Below are 16,325 nucleotides of genomic sequence, written 5' to 3'. Positions count from 1 at the left end.
CAGTGGAACGCGAATACATGGAATTCGACGTGGTCATTGTCGGCGCCGGGCCGGCAGGCCTGTCCGCCGCCTGCCGCCTGAAGCAGAAGGCCGCCGAAGCCGGTAGCGAGATCAGCGTCTGCGTGGTCGAGAAAGGCTCCGAAGTCGGTGCGCACATCCTCTCTGGTGCGGTGTTCGAGCCGCGCGCGCTCAACGAGCTGTTCCCCGATTGGAAAGAGCTCGGCGCGCCACTGAACACCGAGGTCAAGCGCGACGACATCTATGTGCTCAAGGACCAGGGCAGTTCGGTCAAGGTACCCGACCTGTTCGTGCCCAAGACCATGCACAACCAAGGCAACTACATCATCTCGCTGGGCAACCTGTGCCGCTGGCTGGCCCAGCAGGCCGAGAACCTGGGCGTGGAAATCTACCCAGGCTTCGCAGCCCAAGAGGCGCTGTTCGATGAAAACGGCGTGGTTCGCGGCATCGTCACCGGCGACTTGGGCGTCGACCGCGAAGGCAACCCCAAAGACGGCCTGTACACCCCAGGCATGGAGCTGCGCGCCAAGTACACCCTGTTTGCCGAAGGCTGCCGTGGCCACATTGGCAAGCAGCTGATCAAGCGCTTCAACCTCGACAGCGAATCCGACGTCCAGCACTACGGCATCGGCATCAAGGAAATCTGGGAAATCGACGCGGCCAAGCATGAGCAAGGCCTGGTGGTGCATACCGCCGGCTGGCCGCTGGATGTGGTCAGCAGCGAAAACACCGGTGGCTCGTTCCTGTATCACCTGGAAAACAACCAGGTGGTGGTCGGCTTGATCGTCGACCTGTCCTACGCTAACCCATACCTGTCGCCGTTCGACGAGTTCCAGCGACTCAAGCACCACCCGGTGATCAGCCAGTACCTCGAAGGCGGCAAGCGCATCAGCTACGGCGCCCGCGCCATCTGTAAGGGCGGCTACAACTCGCTGCCCAAGATGGTCTTCAACGGTGGCGCGCTGATCGGTTGCGACCTGGGCACGCTGAACTTCGCCAAGATCAAAGGCAGCCACACGGCGATGAAATCCGGCATGCTCGCCGCCGATGCAGTGGCCGACGCGCTGATCGCCGATAGCGAGGGCGGCGATGCGCTGACCACTTACGTTGACGCATTCAAAGCCAGCTGGCTGCATGACGAGCTGTTCGCCAGCCGTAACTTCGGCCCGGCCATGCATAAGTTCGGCCCGCTGTTTGGCGCAGCCTTCAACTATGTCGACCAGAACTGGTTCGGCGGCAAGCTGCCGTTCACCCTGCGCGACACCAAGCCCGATTACGCTTGCCTGAAGCTTGCGGCCGACTCCAAGAAGATCGACTACCCCAAACCCGACGGCAAGCTCAGTTTCGACAAGCTCAGCTCGGTATTCCTCTCCAGCACCAACCATGAAGAGGAACAACCCTGCCACCTGAAGCTGACCGACCCGAACATCCCGATCGCCAGCAACCTGCCGCTGTACGACGAGCCGGCTCAGCGCTATTGCCCGGCCGGGGTCTACGAGGTGGTCACCCAGGAAGACGGCACCAAGCGCTTCCAGATCAACGCGCAGAACTGCGTGCACTGCAAGACCTGCGACATCAAGGACCCGGCCCAGAACATTACCTGGGTCACCCCTGAAGGTGCCGGTGGGCCGAACTACCCGAACATGTAAGTGCATCGCGCTGTATGAAAAAGCCCCCTGGCCGTGAGGTCAGGGGGCTTTTTCGTACTCAAGGCGGTGGGCCGCATGCAGTGGTGTCTACGTCGCTCGTGAGAGCGAGCGCCACCCGCGTTACTTCTCAGCACACATGACCGGCACCGCCTGCGAATCGAACACCAACCGCTCCCGCCCCTTGAAATACAGAGCCGTAAGCAAGCCGACCATGCCCATCAGCAGACAAAAGCCGACACACACCCACGGGCTCCACGGCATCAAGGCAATCAGCGCCAGCGGCGTGGTACTGGCCCACAAGGCGTAGGCGACGTTGTAGGTGAAGGAAATACCCGACACGCGGATCTGCGCCGGAAACAGCCCGACCATCACCGACGGCACCACGCCGACCACCCCACAGCACAGTCCGGCCAGGGCATAGGCCGGCCAGATCAGGCTCCACTGCCCCACCAGGCTGGCATACAGCGCGCCAATCCCAACAGGCAGCAACAGGCTGTAGATCTTCAGCGCCCGCCAGGCGCCCAGGCGGTCGACCAGCAACCCGGCCAACACGCAGCCGATATTCAAGAACACGATGCCAACGCTGCTCAAGGCAAAGGTCTGCCCGGCCGCAATGCCAAAGCGCTGCTGCATCACGGTTGGGGTGATCACCACCAACACCACCACCGCCGAGGTCAATACGCAGGTCAGCAACGCCGCCGGCAGCAACGCCCGGCGATGCTCGCGCAACACCTGGCGCAGCGGGAACGCCACCGGCTGCTCGCGACGCTCGCGCAAGGCAAGAAATACCGGCGTCTCGCTCAGCCAGCGGCGCAGCCATACGCCGATCACCCCAAACACCCCGCCCAGCAGGAACGGATAGCGCCAGGCGTAATCGAGAATCTCCTGCGGGCTGAACAGTTGCGCCAGCAAGGTCGCCGTCAGCGCGCCCAGCAGGTAACCGAAGGTCAGCCCCGCCTGCAGAAAGCCCAAGGCATAACCGCGCCGCCCTTCGGGCGCATGCTCGGCGACAAAGGTCCAGGCACTGGGCACCTCCCCGCCCACGGCGGCGCCCTGCAAGATACGCAACGCCAACAGGATCAGCGGCGCCGCGTAGCCGATATCGGCATAGGTCGGCATCACCCCGATCAACAGGCATGGCAGGGCCATCATCAGGATGCTCAGGCTGAACACCCGCTTGCGCCCCAGATGATCGGCAAAGTGCGCCATCAGGATGCCGCCCAACGGGCGCGCAAGATAACCGGTGACGAAAATCCCGAAACTCTGCAGCAGGCGCAGCCACTCGGGCATCTCAGGCGGGAAGAACAATTGGCTAAGGGTCAGGGCGAAGAACACGAAAATGATGAAATCGTAGATCTCCAACGCGCCGCCCAACGCCGCCAGGCCCAGGGTCCGGTGGTCGCCACGGGTAAACCGGGGCTGGCGAGCGGTATCGATGGCAGTCATGGCAGGGGTCCGCAGATCGGCAAAGGGCAAGAGGATAGCAAATGCCCGCGGCCTGTTGCCGCATGCCGTTCAGCTTGAGCGACTGAATACCGTCTGGGCGAAGTTCAGCCGCTGGCGCGGATAGGCCGAATGACCGGACAGGCCCGGCGGCAGAGCCACCTGCCCGACCACCACCGGCAAGTCGATGATCGACATGAACGACTCCAGCGCCTCGCTATCTGGCACCTTGGGCAGGCTGATGCTCACCGCCTTGCGCTCGCTCTGCGCGACCGCCGGTACTTTCAGATGTTGCGAGTGATACAGCAAGGCGTGCTGAATCTGCGTGCTGACCCGGCAAAAACGCGCCAGGTCGACACCGGCATGGCTGGCCAGGTCTATATTGCCAATCAGCAGGTTGAACGGCTGCAAAGCGCATTGCACCAGGCGCTGCAGGTCATCGAAGTTGTCTACCGGGGCGATCCGGTAATAACCCAGGGCATTGAGCATCTTCTCCAGCTGCAAGCGTTGGCTGGGGTGCTCGTCGGCGATGAGGATGCGCATGCATTTGTTTGGCATCGATCGAACCTGGGCAGCAAGGTGATGGAAACTCCCTGACCATACTGCGCCAGTACAGGCAATCGCCAGGGCGATGCCTGGAGAGGGTCTTCATTGATAGTTGTCCTGAAACCCGGAGAAATCAAGTCGCCAGCACCGGGATTTGTCGCCCATCGCCCAGGTTTTGCTCAGGATTCCCACTGACGCATGCGCACCCGGCAGTGCTTCATGGCATTGACGATGTGCTTTTCCACGAGACTGCGCGAAATACCCAGGTGTTCGGCGATCTGCTGGTGCGACATGCCGTCGAGTTTACGCAACAGAAAACTGTCACGACACGGCGCGCTGAGCTCATCCAAGGCACGCTGCATCAGCGCCAGACGCTGGTTCAATTGCATGCTCTGGGACGGGGCCGGGCTGTGCCAGCGCTCGTCAAGGTCGAGCACCTCCAGCGGTTCGGCCTTGCGTACCAGGTGGCGCCGATGGCGATCGATCACCAAGTTCATCGCCGTGCGATAGAGGAAGGCGCGCGGGTTCTCGATCTGCTCAGGCTCGTTACGCTCCAGCACCCGCAGGTAGGCATCATGGATAACATCTTCCGCCGCCTGACGATTACCCAGGCGCGCACTGAGGAAGCTCACCAACTCGCGATAGTAATGTTCCACGACGGCACCTGGCATGTCCCTGCACAACGGCGAAGGAGGAAAAGCTCGAAGGAGTGATATCAAGCTGGAATCTTACAAATTATAATGATTCTCAGCAACAGACAGGCACTCGCCTAGGCTAAATCATCTGCACTGCGCTTCGTTTATCTGGGACCTCCGTGCGCATCCACTTGGCAGCGCGTGGCCATCCTTCTGGCTGGAAGTCCACATGAGTCGCACATCCAATACCCGCCGTCGCATCCTCCTCGGCGGCCTGGGCCTGCTTGGCCTGGGCAGCCTGCTGGCGTGGCAGGCGCTGCCCTTCGGCGCCCTGCCCGTCAGCACCGTCGCCGTGACCCGCGCCGATATAGAGAGCAGCGTCACCGCCCTTGGCACCTTGCAACCCAGGCGCTATGTCGATGTCGGCGCGCAGGCATCCGGGCAGATTCGCAAGCTGCACGTAGAAGCCGGGGATGAGGTGCGCCAAGGCCAGCTACTGGTCGAGATCGATCCTTCCACCCAGCAGGCGAAATTCGACGCCGCCCGTTTTGCGATCGACAATCTCAAGGCGCAACTGGCCGAGCAACGCGCCCAGTTCCAGCTGGCTCGCCAGCAGTACCAGCGCCAGCGCAGCCTCGCCGCAGCCGGCGCCAGCCGCGATGAAGACCTGCAGATCGCCGATGCCCAGCTCAAGGTGACCCAAGCGCGGATCGACATGTACCAGGCGCAGATCCACCAGGCCCAGGCCAGCGTGCGCAGCGATGAGGCCGAACTTGGCTACACCCGCATCTATGCCCCCATGGACGGAACCGTGGTCGCAGTGGATGCCCGCGAGGGCCAGACCCTCAACGCCCAACAGCAGACCCCCCTGATCCTGCGCATAGCCAAGCTCTCGCCAATGACCGTCTGGGCCCAGGTTTCCGAGGCCGACATCGGCAAGGTCAAACCCGGCATGACTGCCTACTTCACCACCCTTGCCGGCGGCAAGCGGCGCTGGACCAGCACGGTCAGGCAGATCTTGCCGATCCCGCCCAAGCCGCTCGAGCAGACCAGCCAAGGCGGCGGTAGCCCGATCAGCGCTAGCTCCGCAGGCAGCGCCAGCCAGGTAGTCCAGTACACCGTGCTGTTGGACGTGGACAACCCCGATGGCGCCCTGATGGCTGAGATGACGACCCAGGTGTTCTTTGTCGCAGGTCACGCCAGCCAAGTCCTCACGGCGCCGTTGGCCGCCCTCGACGACAGTGATGGCGACGGCCTGCGCCTGGCCCAGGTGCTCAACCGCCAGGGCAAGATCGAACAACGGCAAGTGCGCACTGGCCTAAGCGACCGGCTGCGGGTGCAGATCCTCGATGGCTTGAGCGAAGGCGAGCAACTGGTCATTGGCGCGCCTCGCGCCAGTGGAGGATAAATGTCAATTCCCCTGATCGAGCTGAGCGACATCCGCAAATCCTATGGCGGCCTCGACACCCCCACCGTCGAGGTGCTGCGCGGGGTCAGCCTGAGCATCTACCCTGGCGAGTTCGTCGCCATTGTCGGTGCGTCCGGCTCCGGCAAGTCGACTCTGATGAACATCCTCGGCTGCCTCGACCGACCCACCAGCGGCAACTATCGCTTTGCCGGCAAGGATGTTGCCGAGCTGGGCAGCGACGCGTTGGCCTGGCTCAGGCGCGAAGCCTTCGGCTTCGTGTTCCAGGGCTATCACCTGATCCCCTCGGGATCAGCCCAGGAAAACGTCGAGATGCCAGCCATCTATGCCGGCATCCCACCTGCCCAACGCCACAGCCGAGCCAGCGCCCTGCTCGAACGCCTGGGCCTGGCCAGCCGCACCGGCAACCGCCCCCACCAGCTCTCCGGCGGCCAGCAACAGCGCGTGTCGATTGCCCGGGCCTTGATGAACGGCGGCCACATCATCCTCGCCGACGAACCCACCGGCGCCCTGGACAGCCAGAGCGGCGCCGAAGTCATGGCCCTGCTGGACGAATTGGCCAGCCAAGGCCATGTGATCATCCTGATCACCCACGACCGCGAGGTGGCGGCCCGTGCGCACCGGGTGATCGAGATCCGTGACGGCCTGATACTCAGTGATTCGGCCGCAGATCAGCTGCCCGGCGCGCGTCACCCCGGCCTGCAAGCGCAGGAGCTACGCCAGCGCCTGGACCGCGGCGCGACCTTGCGCGGCGCCTGGAAGGGCGAACTGCTCGAAGCCCTGCAAGCCGCCTGGCGGGTGATGTGGATCAACCGCTTTCGCACCGCCCTGACCCTGCTCGGCATCGTCATCGGCGTTGCCTCGGTGGTGGTGATGCTGGCCGTCGGCGAAGGCAGCAAGCGCCAAGTCATGGCGCAAATGGCCGCGTTCGGCTCGAACATCCTCTACCTCAATGGCGCACCGGCCACCCTGCGCGAGCCCGCCGGCACCATCACCCTGGACGATGTCGCCGCCATCGGGGAACTGCCCCAGGTCAAGCACATCATGCCGGTCACCGGCGAGAAGATGATGGTCCGCCACGGCAACAACAGCCAGCAGTTCTACGTGGGGGGCAACAACACCTGGTTTCCCGAGATCTTCAACTGGCCGGTGGTCGAGGGCGCTTTCTTCAGCGAAGCCGACGAAGCCAGCGGCGCCGCTGTTGCAGTGATCGGGCAGAAAGTCCGGGAAAAAATGCTCGACCCCCAGGCCAACCCGCTGGGTCAGTACCTGCTGATCGGTAACGTGCCGTTCCAGGTGGTCGGCATTCTCGCCGGCAAGGGCGCCAGCTCCGGCGACCAGGATAGTGACGGGCGAATCGTCATACCCTACTCGTCGGCGGCCATGCGCCTGTTGGGTCATCGTGACCCGGACTACATCACCATCGCAGCAGCCGACTCCAGCCGGGTAAGCGAAACCGAGCGCGCCATCGATCACCTGCTGCGCCAGCGCCACCACGGCAAGCACGACTTCGAACTGACCAACGACGCCGCCCTGATCCAGGCCGAGGCCCGTACCCAGAACAGCCTGTCGCTGATGCTCGGCGCGATTGCCGCCATCTCCCTGCTGGTGGGTGGGATCGGCGTGATGAACATCATGCTCATGACGGTGCGCGAACGCACCCGCGAGATCGGTATCCGCATGGCCACCGGCGCACGCCAGCGCGACATCTTGCGCCAGTTCCTCAGTGAGGCGGTGATGCTGTCGATGGTCGGCGGCGTGACCGGTATCGTCCTGGCGCTGAGCGTCGGCGCCGGCCTGATGCTGGCCGGCATCCCGGTGGCGTTCGCCCTGCCCTCGATCCTCGGCGCCTTTGCCTGCGCCGTGATTACCGGCGTGCTGTTCGGTTTCATGCCTGCCCGCAAGGCCGCCCGCCTCGACCCGGTCAAAGCCCTTACCAGCGAATAACCTATGACATTGCCAAGCCGCATCAGTCTGCTGACCCTGAGCCTGTCCCTGGCCGCCTGCAACAGCTCCCCTGCCCCCAGCGCCGCCATCGAGCCGCCCGCCACCTGGCAGGCGGCAACTGACCAGACGGCAGTCGCGCTTGTCGATGCCCAGTGGTGGCAAGCCTTTGCCAGTAGCGAGCTGGATCAGCTGATCGAAAGCGCCCGGCGTGACAGTCACGACCTGGCAGCCGCCGCCGCCAGGGTGCGGCAAGCCCAAGCGCGGGCGACGATCGCCGGCGCACCGCTGCTGCCAGAACTGCAAGCGGGCCTGGACAGCAGCCGCCAACACCTGCTGCATGGCCAAGGCTACGAACAGCTCGATGTCGATAGCAGCGAACGCACCAGCACCTCGTTCGATACCCGCCTGAGCGCCAGCTACGAGATCGACTTCTGGGGCGGTGTACGCGCCGCCCGCGACAGCGCGCTGCGTAGCCTCGACGCCAGCCGTTTCGATCGCCAGACCGTCGAGTTGACCCTGCTCAGCTCGGTTGCCAACAGCTACCTGAGCACCCTGGCGCTGCAGGAGCAACTGCGCATCGCCCGGCTGAACCTGGACAACGCGCGCAACGTCCTGCGCTTGGTCCAAGCGCGGCACAATTCAGGCTCGGCCACCCGCCTGGAACTTGCCCAGCAGCGTAGCCTGGTGGCGGCACAAGAACGCCAACTGCCCCTGTTGGAGCAACAGTGGCAAGACAGCCGCGTCACCCTGGCCACCTTGCTCGGCCAACCGGTTCAGCAGCTGGGGCAAAGCCAAGGGTCGATCAACGCGCTGCGCTGGCCCCGAATCGGCAGCGGCGTGCCCAGCGAGTTGCTGGCGCGGCGCCCGGATATCGCCGCCGCCGAAGCGCGCCTGGCCGCTGCCAGCGCCAATGTGCAGGTCGCCAGGGCAGCCATGCTGCCCAAGCTGACCTTGGGTGCAGACCTGGGCAGCGGCGCACGAACCCTGGTCGATGTCTTCAGCAGCCCCTACTACACCTTGACCGCCGGTCTTGCCGCACCCATTTTCAACAACGGCCGGCTGCGCGCTTCGCATCAATTGGCGCAGGCCGAGCAAGCAGAGCTGCTCGAAGACTATCGCGCCAGCATTGTCGCCGCCTTCGCCGATGTGGAAAAAGCCCTCAATGCCACCCATGGCGTCGAGCGCCAGAGGCAGTGGCAGGATCAAGAAGTGGAGCAATCGCGCATTGCCTTCGACCTGGCCCAGCAGCGTTACGCCGCCGGCGCCGAAACCCTGCTGACGGTGCTGGAAAGCCAACGCACCCTGTATCAGGCCCAGGACCAGCAGGCGCAGTTGCAGCTGAGCCAACTGCAGGCCAGCGTGGCCCTGTACAAAGCCCTCGGCGGCGGCTGGCAGGCCGCCCAGGCGCCACGCTAGCGCGCCTATCGGTGGCTGTCGCCTGGGTCAGAGCGAGCGTTGCCTGACCTTCAGGTGCCGCGCATACCAAGGGCGGCGCGGCACCTTGCGCAGCAGGCCGTCAAAGCGCTCTTCGTCGGCGTAGATGATGCGCAGGGCCAGCTTCATGGTTTCCGGGTCCATCTCCACGCTGCGCCCTGGGCGCAAGCCCGGGACGCTGCTGCAGCCATGGGTGTCGGGCCCCAACCAGGGATCGGCCACCTGCACCCAGCGCCCCGCGGCGAACCAAGGCACGCCATTGACCTGCACGCGCACCACCTCACCCGGGTGGAAACGTTCATGGGCGCGAAACCAGTCCTCGATGCGATCGTCGATCCAGCCATGGAAGCGCCAAAACACCGGGTTCACATGCGACGAGAACGGGTCGCCAAGAAAGTCGTTTTCGGCGCCGTACCAGCGCCCTGCGAAATCATCCGGCGTGCGCGCCATCGGCACCGGCATGCCGTTGACCGGGTCGCGCGGCACCGAAGCCCAGCGCATGTGCAACCAGTCATGCAGGCCAAGCTCAAGCTCCGAGCCGAACTGCCCCAAGGTCAGTTTGGACAGGTATTGAGGGTCCGAGTAACGCGACTCCCAGACCTCGAAGTTGCCGTGAAAGGTCTCGGCGCTCTTGATGTCCCTGACCCACTGGGTGTACTCGTCATCGTCCGAGGCCAGCCAGGTCGGGGGCAAGGCATTGCCATCCTGGTTGTCGAAGTAACGCGCGAACCCCTGTCGATCACGCTCAAGCTCAGGCTGGGGTAGCGGGAACCGGGTCCATGACGGCAGGTCCTGGATGGCCCGCGCCGCGCCGAGCATGTGCCGGTGCATGAACAGGAAATCTTCCCCCGAGCCATTGCGGTCTTTATGTCGACCACGGGCGTCGCGCTCGCGCTCACGTGGCCCCGGCTGCCAACCCAGGCCACGTAGCGCCTGATGCTTATCCTTGGCCAGCTTGTGCCACTTGTCTCGCGATGCATGCCATAGCTGGTGGAACAGTCGATGCTCAGGCGTGATCAGCCACTCGACCAGTGATGCAGACAGCGCCGTGCGCTCGCGCGCCTCGGGAAACACCTGCTTGCTGGCCAGGAAGCGGTTGTCCTGCTCGGGCAACGCCAGTGGCCGATCCAAGCGCAGGATCCGCCCATTGAGGGTCGCCGGGCCGGCATTGCCGAACTCGCCCCAGACCTCATCCAGCACCACCTGACACTCATAGCGTGGCAGCTGCCCCCCATCGTCGAGGGCAAACAGGCGCCAGCGCAGGGTCCCCGGCTTGTCTGCAGGCAGGTCACCGACGACCCGGTAGCGCGGCTGCTGGTCACTGCGCAAGCGCTCGGGCGTGTCCAGGAAGCCACGAATGGCCCGGCCGCGCTGGGCAACATCGAGAAACAACTCCAATGGCTGATGCTCAAGACCCTCAAGGCCTGCATCGCTGCCCTTCAAGGTCCAGCGCCAGATCCCGCGCAAGGTATCGCCCAATTGCTGACCCGGCGTATCGGCAAGCTCCACGACCGCCTCGCCGGCTGTTTCGGGAAACTCATCATCAGCTGTGAGCTGGCGCTGCGCGTACCACGCTCCAGGTACCGCAACACCTGCCAGCGCCACACTTGCGATGAAGCCTCGTCGGGAAATCGTCATTGAACTACCTGTGCCAGTCGTTATGGCCGCAAGCACGGCCCATCGAAGGCTAAAACGTTGTGCGCAGGGGAAAATTTAACCCTGCCCGGCCTCTGCGCAGGCACACGCCCACGCTGCCCCCAGCCCACCGCCGAGCGCTAAATTTCTTGCCTTTGCGCTCGTTCTCTCCAGGTAGCAATGGCCTCGAGCCCGAACCTCTGCGGCGAACCTACTGAGACCGAGATGACGACACCACGCTGGAAAAAAGCCCTGTACATCAGCCTGGCCACTACCCTGACCGTAAGTGCCGGGCTTGCCGCCTGGTACTACCTGGACAAGGACGGTTACCCCAAGGAGGTGGTGCGCCAGGCCAATGATCTGCAGGAGCGGATTATTTCGTTTGATAGCCACATCACCCTGCCGCTGAGCTTCGGCACCGAAGGCAATGAAGCCGACCAGGACGGGCCGGGGCGCTTCGACCTGGTCAAGGCTGCCCGTGGGCGACTGTCCGGCGCCGCACTGACGATCTTCGCCTGGCCGGAATCCTGGACCGGCAACAATGGCCCGCACCGCCCTACCGACGGTTTTGTCGACGCCGCCCGGCACACCCAGGAGGTGCGCTACAACGCCATCACCGCCATGGTCCGCGACTTCCCCAACCAGGTTGGCATCGCCTATACCCCGCAGGACATGCGCCGGCTGCATGGCGAAGGCAAGTTCGCGGTGTTCATCAGCATGCTCAATGCCTACGCCCTGGGCGATGACATCGACCTGCTGGACAAGTGGGCCGCACGCGGTGTGCGCATGTTCGGCTTCAGCTATGTCGGCAACAACAGCTGGGCTGACTCTTCGCGCCCGCTGCCGTTCTTCAATGACACCGTCGACGCGCTGGGAGGCCTGTCCCCCTTGGGTCGCCAGGCGGTTCAACGGCTCAATGACCTGGGTGTGATCATCGACGTGTCACAGATGTCGGACCAGGCCCTGAGCCAGGTCGCCCAGCTCAGCCGCGCCCCGCTGGTGGCCTCGCACTCGGCGCCCAGGGCCGCGGTAGATATCCCGCGCAACCTCAGCGACAAGGACATGCAGCTGATCAAGGACAGCGGCGGCGTGGTGCAAATCGTCGCCTTCGGCACTTACCTGAAGCCGCTGAGCGAAAAATCCCAGGATCGGCTCAATGCCCTGCGGGCACGCTTCAGCCTGCCGCCATTGCCTAACCAGGCCTACGCACTGATGCCCGGCGACCCGATCATCGCCGGCTGGCCGGAGCAGAAAGTCGGCGAGTATGCCGAAGCGCTGTACGCCATCCTCGATGAGGAACCGCAGGCAACGCTCAAGGACTATGGCGACGCCATCGACTACGCGGTGCGCAAGATCGGTATCGACCATGTCGGCCTCAGCTCCGACTTCAACGAAGGTGGCGGGATCGCCGGCTGGAACGATGCCAGCCAGGCACGCAACGTCACCGCGGAGCTGATCGCCCGGGGCTACTCGGAGGCCGACATCACCAAGCTCTGGGGTGGCAACTTCCTGAGGGTCTGGGAGCAGGTGCAACACGCTGCCCGTCCGACCACCACCTCCTCCCGTTGAACTGCGAGCCTTGCATGAACGATCGCCGTACTTTTCTCAAGCATGCCGGACTGCTGGCGGCCAGCCTGCCCTTGGCCAGCCCGTTGCTGGGCTCGGCCCAGGCCACCCCAAGGCCAACCACCGGCAGCGACCCGTGGGCCGCTTTTCGCCAGCTGTTCGACCTCGACCCTGACTACGCCCACTTCGCCAATTTCCTCATCACCTCACATCCCAAGCCTGTGCGCGAGGCCATCGAGGGCTACCGGGCCAAGCTCGATCGCCACCCGGCGCGCTGGGTTGACTGGGACACCCAGGAAGACTGGAAGCGCGAAGCCGAGGTCCGCGACTGGGCCGCTCGCTACCTGGAGGTCAAGCCGCGCCAGATCGCCCTCACCGGCAGCACCACCGAGGGCCTGGGGCTGATCTACGGCGGCCTGCGCCTGGCGCCTGGGCAAGAGATCCTGACCACCGAGCACGAACACTATTCAACCCGCAACATCCTCGCCTACCGTAGCCAGCGCGAAGGCACGCCGGTGCGCAAGGTGCGCCTGTTCCAGGATCCGGCCAAGGTCTCCGACGACGAAGTGCTCGGCACCATTGCCGCAGCGATCCGCCCGCAGACCCGGGTGCTGGGCATGACCTGGGTGCACTCAGGCAGCGGCGTGAAACTGCCGGTGGGCGAAATCGGCGCACTGGTGCGCGAGCTCAACGGCAAGCGTGACGATAACCAGCGCATCCTCTACGTGATCGATGGCGTGCACGGCTTTGGCGTCGAAGACATGCGCTTCGATGACCTGCAGTGCGACTACTTCATCTCCGGCACCCACAAGTGGATGTTCGGCCCCCGCGGCACCGGGATCATCTGCGCCGCCTCCACCGAGCTCAAGCACCTGACGCCGACCTTCGCGACCTTCTCGGAAAACGAAGACTTCGCCACCACCATGACCCCCGGTGGCTACCACGCCTTCGAACACCGCTGGGCACTGGGCAAGGCATTCGAGCTGCACCTACAACACGGCAAGGCCGCGATTGAGGCGCGCATCCACGGCTTGAACGACTACCTCAAGGAGCGCCTGGCCGAATTCCCCGCCATTGAACTGGTGACGCCACGTAGCGCCCGGCATTCGGCGGGTTTCACCTTCTTCCGGATCAAGGGCCAGGATGCCGACGCCGTGGCCGCCGAGCTCAACCGCCAGCGCATCGTGGTCGATGCGGTCGATCGCGATGTCGGCCCGGTCGTGCGCACCGCCCCTGGCTTGCTCAATACCGAGACAGAAATCGATCGCCTGATCGAGGCGCTGCGCCAACGCCTGCGCAGCTGACTTTTCCACCCTTTTTCTTGTAGCCAAACGCTGACGGAAACCACTCCATGTCCGACGAACGCTTCACGTCATTGCCCTCTCCCGCGCGAACCTTGCGCCAGCTCAGCTGTTGCGCCGTCCTCGGCCTTGCCGCCAGCGCCCAGGCTGCGGACAGCCCCAAGCCGGGTAGCGTGTTCCAGGACTGCAAGAGCGCCTGCCCGCAAATGGTCGTGCTGCCTGCCGGCAGCTTCCTGATGGGCACTCCAGAGGATGAGCTCGGCCGCGAAGGCGATGAAGGCCCACAGCACACCGTGACCTTCGCCAAACCCTTTGCCATCAGCCGCTACCACGTCACTGCCGGCGAGCTGGATGCCTACATCCGCGAAAGCGGGGTGAAAATCGCCGACGGCGATACCCGCCCTGGGCGCTTCTGCGCAGCCAGCAAACCCACCTACAAGCAGGGCCCGCGTCAGCCCGCGGTGTGCGTCAGTTGGTTCGATGTACAGGATTACGCCAAATGGCTGTCGAAAAAGACCGGGCATAACTACCGCATGGTCAGCGAAGCGCAGCGCGAATACGCCGCACGCGCAGGCTCCGCCGGCCCGTTCCCATTCCCCTTCGATAACAACGACCCGAGCAAATACAGCATCGCCCAGCACGCCAACACCTACGGCCCCACCGACGGCTACTCCTACACCGCTCCCGTTGGCAGCTACCCGGCCAATGCGTTCGGCGTCCATGACATGCACGGCAACGTCTACGAGTGGGTCGCCGATTGCTGGAACGATGGTTACCAGGGCGCCCCGGCCGATGGCAGTGCCTGGACCACCGGTGACTGCAGCGTGCGGGTCATGCGCGGCAACGACTGGGGCGAAGCGCCGGTGTTCTCGCGTTCCGGCAACCGCAACAACCGCGCCCCTGACGTGCGCGGCGATTTCCTGGGCTTTCGGGTCGTTCGCGAACTCTGATGACCCTTAACCCCGTGTGATTCAGGAGATACCAATGACCCGCAAACCTCGTGGCGCCGTCAGGGAACTGTTCGGCCTGCTCAAACCCTTCTGGCCCCTGGTGACGGTATCGATCGCGCTGGGCATGGTCGGCGGCCTCAGCGTCACCGCGCTGCTCGCCACCATCAACAGCGCCTTGCACAGCGACAGCGGCCTTACCCAGGGCGTGGTCCTGGGTTTTGCCGGGCTGTGCGTGCTGGCGCTGTTCAGTTCGATCTTCTCCGACATCGGCACCAACTATGTCGGCCAGCACATCATCGCCAGGCTACGCCGCGAGCTGGGTGAAAAAGTCCTGGCCGCGCCCATCGACCAGATCGAGCGCTATCGCAGCCACCGGCTGATCCCGGTGCTGACCCACGACGTCGACACCATCAGCGACTTCGCCTTCGTCTTCGCGCCGCTGGCGGTCTCGCTGACCGTGACCCTGGGTTGCCTGGGCTACCTGGCGAGCCTGTCGTGGCCGATGTTCCTGGTGATCGTGGTGGCGATCGGCCTGGGTTCGGTCATGCAGTTCATCGCCCGCTCGTGGGGCGTGCGTGGCTTCGAGAGCGCGCGCGAGGCTGAGGACGACCTGCAAAAACACTACAGCGCCATTGCCGAAGGCGCCAAGGAGCTGCGCATCCATCGCCCGCGGCGCAAGCGCATGTTCAGCCATGGCATCCAGGACACCGCCAACCGCATCTGCGCCACCCAGGTGCGTTCGATCAACATCTTCGTGGTCGCCAAGGCCCTCGGCTCGATGCTGTTCTTCGTGGTGATTGCCGTGGCCCTGGCCATGCAATCGTTGTGGCCCAGCGGCGACAAGAGCGTCACCAGTGGCTTCGTGCTGGTGCTGCTGTATATGAAAGGCCCGCTGGAACACCTGATCAGCACCCTGCCGATCATCAGCAAGGCGCAGATCGCCTTTCGCCGCATCGCCGAGCTATCGCGCCAGTTCTCCTCGCCCGAACCGCACCTGCTGCTGGACGACAGCCGCCCTTCGGCAAAAACCCTCGACAGCCTGCAGCTCAAGGACGTCAGTTATACCTTCCCACGGGTAGAAGGCTGCGAGCCGTTCCAGCTAGGCCCGGTGAACCTGACCATCAAGCAGGGCGAAATCGTCTTCGTGGTGGGTGAGAACGGCTGCGGCAAGACCACCCTGATCAAGCTGCTGCTGGGCCTGTATGCGCCGCAATCGGGCAGCGTCGTGGTCGATGGCCAGCCAGTGAGCGCGCAGAGCCGGGACGACTACCGCCAGCTGTTCACCACCATCTTCGCCGACTACTACCTGTTCGACGACGTCATCCAGGGCGACCAACCGGTGCCAGAGGATGCCACTGACTATCTCAAGCGCCTGGAGATCGATCACAAGGTCAGTATCCGCGACGGCGTGTTCAGCACCACCGACCTCTCCACCGGCCAACGCAAACGCCTGGCCCTGGTCAGCGCCTGGCTCGAAGAGCGGCCGGTATTGGTGTTCGACGAGTGGGCGGCCGATCAGGACCCGACCTTCCGCCGGATCTTCTACACCGAGCTGCTACCTGACCTCAAACGCCTGGGCAAGACCATCATCGTGATCAGCCACGACGACCGTTACTTCGATGTCGCCGACCAGCTGATCCACATGGCCAATGGCAAGGTCAAGCTCGAATCACGGGTTGCCGATTGCATTTAGTTTTCCGGTTTTAGCCGATGGGTGCGTCCTAATCAATAACAAGAATCACTCACACTTAACACCAGACACCTACATAGAGCTT

The 16,325-nt window shown here is 64.1% G+C and carries 12 protein-coding genes; 8 read left to right on the top strand and 4 right to left on the bottom strand.

What is annotated here, in order from left to right:
* The first annotated feature begins 2 nt into the window (after window positions 1-2).
* A complete protein-coding gene (locus HU737_RS04745; RefSeq protein WP_186555691.1) occupies window positions 3-1,667 on the top strand; it encodes an electron transfer flavoprotein-ubiquinone oxidoreductase in 1,665 nt (554 codons plus the stop codon).
* A gap of 120 nt (window positions 1,668-1,787) precedes the next feature.
* Here HU737_RS04745 and HU737_RS04740 read toward each other — a convergent pair whose 3' ends face one another.
* The 3 genes from HU737_RS04740 to HU737_RS04730 form a co-directional block, all read right to left on the bottom strand.
* Complete coding sequence (locus HU737_RS04740; RefSeq protein WP_186555690.1) at window positions 1,788-3,113, bottom strand: MFS transporter; 1,326 nt, start codon at window positions 3,111-3,113, stop codon at window positions 1,788-1,790.
* A gap of 69 nt (window positions 3,114-3,182) precedes the next feature.
* Window positions 3,183-3,668 (bottom strand): histidine kinase, encoded by a 486-nt coding sequence (locus tag HU737_RS04735; RefSeq protein ID WP_186555689.1) that lies wholly within the window; start codon window positions 3,666-3,668, stop codon window positions 3,183-3,185.
* Between the two features lie 167 nt (window positions 3,669-3,835).
* Window positions 3,836-4,312 carry a sigma-70 family RNA polymerase sigma factor gene (locus HU737_RS04730; RefSeq protein ID WP_186555688.1) on the bottom strand — a complete coding sequence of 159 codons (477 nt, stop codon included), beginning with the start codon at window positions 4,310-4,312 and terminating at the stop codon, window positions 3,836-3,838.
* 208 nt (window positions 4,313-4,520) lie between these two features.
* On the opposite strand from HU737_RS04730, the gene HU737_RS04725 reads away from it, so the two are divergent.
* From HU737_RS04725 to HU737_RS04715, 3 genes are read left to right on the top strand one after another with little or no spacing between them, the layout of a single operon-like run.
* Entirely contained in the window at window positions 4,521-5,699 is a 1,179-nt protein-coding gene (locus tag HU737_RS04725) for an efflux RND transporter periplasmic adaptor subunit (RefSeq protein ID WP_186555687.1), read from the top strand.
* Entirely contained in the window at window positions 5,700-7,664 is a 1,965-nt protein-coding gene (locus HU737_RS04720) for a MacB family efflux pump subunit (protein ID WP_186555686.1), read from the top strand.
* Between the two features lie 3 nt (window positions 7,665-7,667).
* On the top strand, window positions 7,668-9,080 hold the full coding sequence (locus tag HU737_RS04715) for an efflux transporter outer membrane subunit (protein ID WP_186555685.1): 1,413 nt from the start codon (window positions 7,668-7,670) through the stop codon (window positions 9,078-9,080).
* Window positions 9,081-9,107: 27 nt separating this feature from the next.
* Here HU737_RS04715 and pvdP read toward each other — a convergent pair whose 3' ends face one another.
* Window positions 9,108-10,736 carry a pyoverdine maturation tyrosinase PvdP gene (gene pvdP, locus HU737_RS04710; RefSeq protein WP_186555684.1) on the bottom strand — a complete coding sequence of 543 codons (1,629 nt, stop codon included), beginning with the start codon at window positions 10,734-10,736 and terminating at the stop codon, window positions 9,108-9,110.
* 222 nt (window positions 10,737-10,958) lie between these two features.
* Between pvdP and pvdM the strand changes: the two genes are divergently transcribed.
* The 4 genes from pvdM to HU737_RS04690 are packed head-to-tail and all read left to right on the top strand — an operon-like array spanning window position 10,959 to window position 16,243.
* Entirely contained in the window at window positions 10,959-12,302 is a 1,344-nt protein-coding gene (gene pvdM / locus HU737_RS04705; RefSeq protein WP_186555683.1) for a pyoverdine-tailoring dipeptidase-like protein PvdM, read from the top strand.
* Between the two features lie 14 nt (window positions 12,303-12,316).
* Entirely contained in the window at window positions 12,317-13,603 is a 1,287-nt protein-coding gene (pvdN, locus tag HU737_RS04700) for a pyoverdine-tailoring periplasmic protein PvdN (protein WP_186555682.1), read from the top strand.
* A 47-nt stretch (window positions 13,604-13,650) separates the two neighbouring features.
* Complete coding sequence (gene pvdO / locus HU737_RS04695) at window positions 13,651-14,550, top strand: dihydropyoverdine dehydrogenase (RefSeq protein WP_186555681.1); 900 nt, start codon at window positions 13,651-13,653, stop codon at window positions 14,548-14,550.
* Between the two features lie 34 nt (window positions 14,551-14,584).
* The gene (locus tag HU737_RS04690) at window positions 14,585-16,243 is read left to right on the top strand and encodes a cyclic peptide export ABC transporter (RefSeq protein ID WP_186555680.1); all 1,659 of its coding nucleotides are present in this window, start codon (window positions 14,585-14,587) and stop codon (window positions 16,241-16,243) included.
* Window positions 16,244-16,325: the final 82 nt, after the last annotated feature.

Origin of the sequence: Pseudomonas urmiensis (assembly GCF_014268815.2) — a bacterium.
In the GTDB taxonomy this organism is placed as follows: domain Bacteria; phylum Pseudomonadota; class Gammaproteobacteria; order Pseudomonadales; family Pseudomonadaceae; genus Aquipseudomonas; species Aquipseudomonas urmiensis.
Note: the sequence above shows the minus strand (reverse complement) of the source record. Positions and strands in the feature narration are given on the sequence as shown.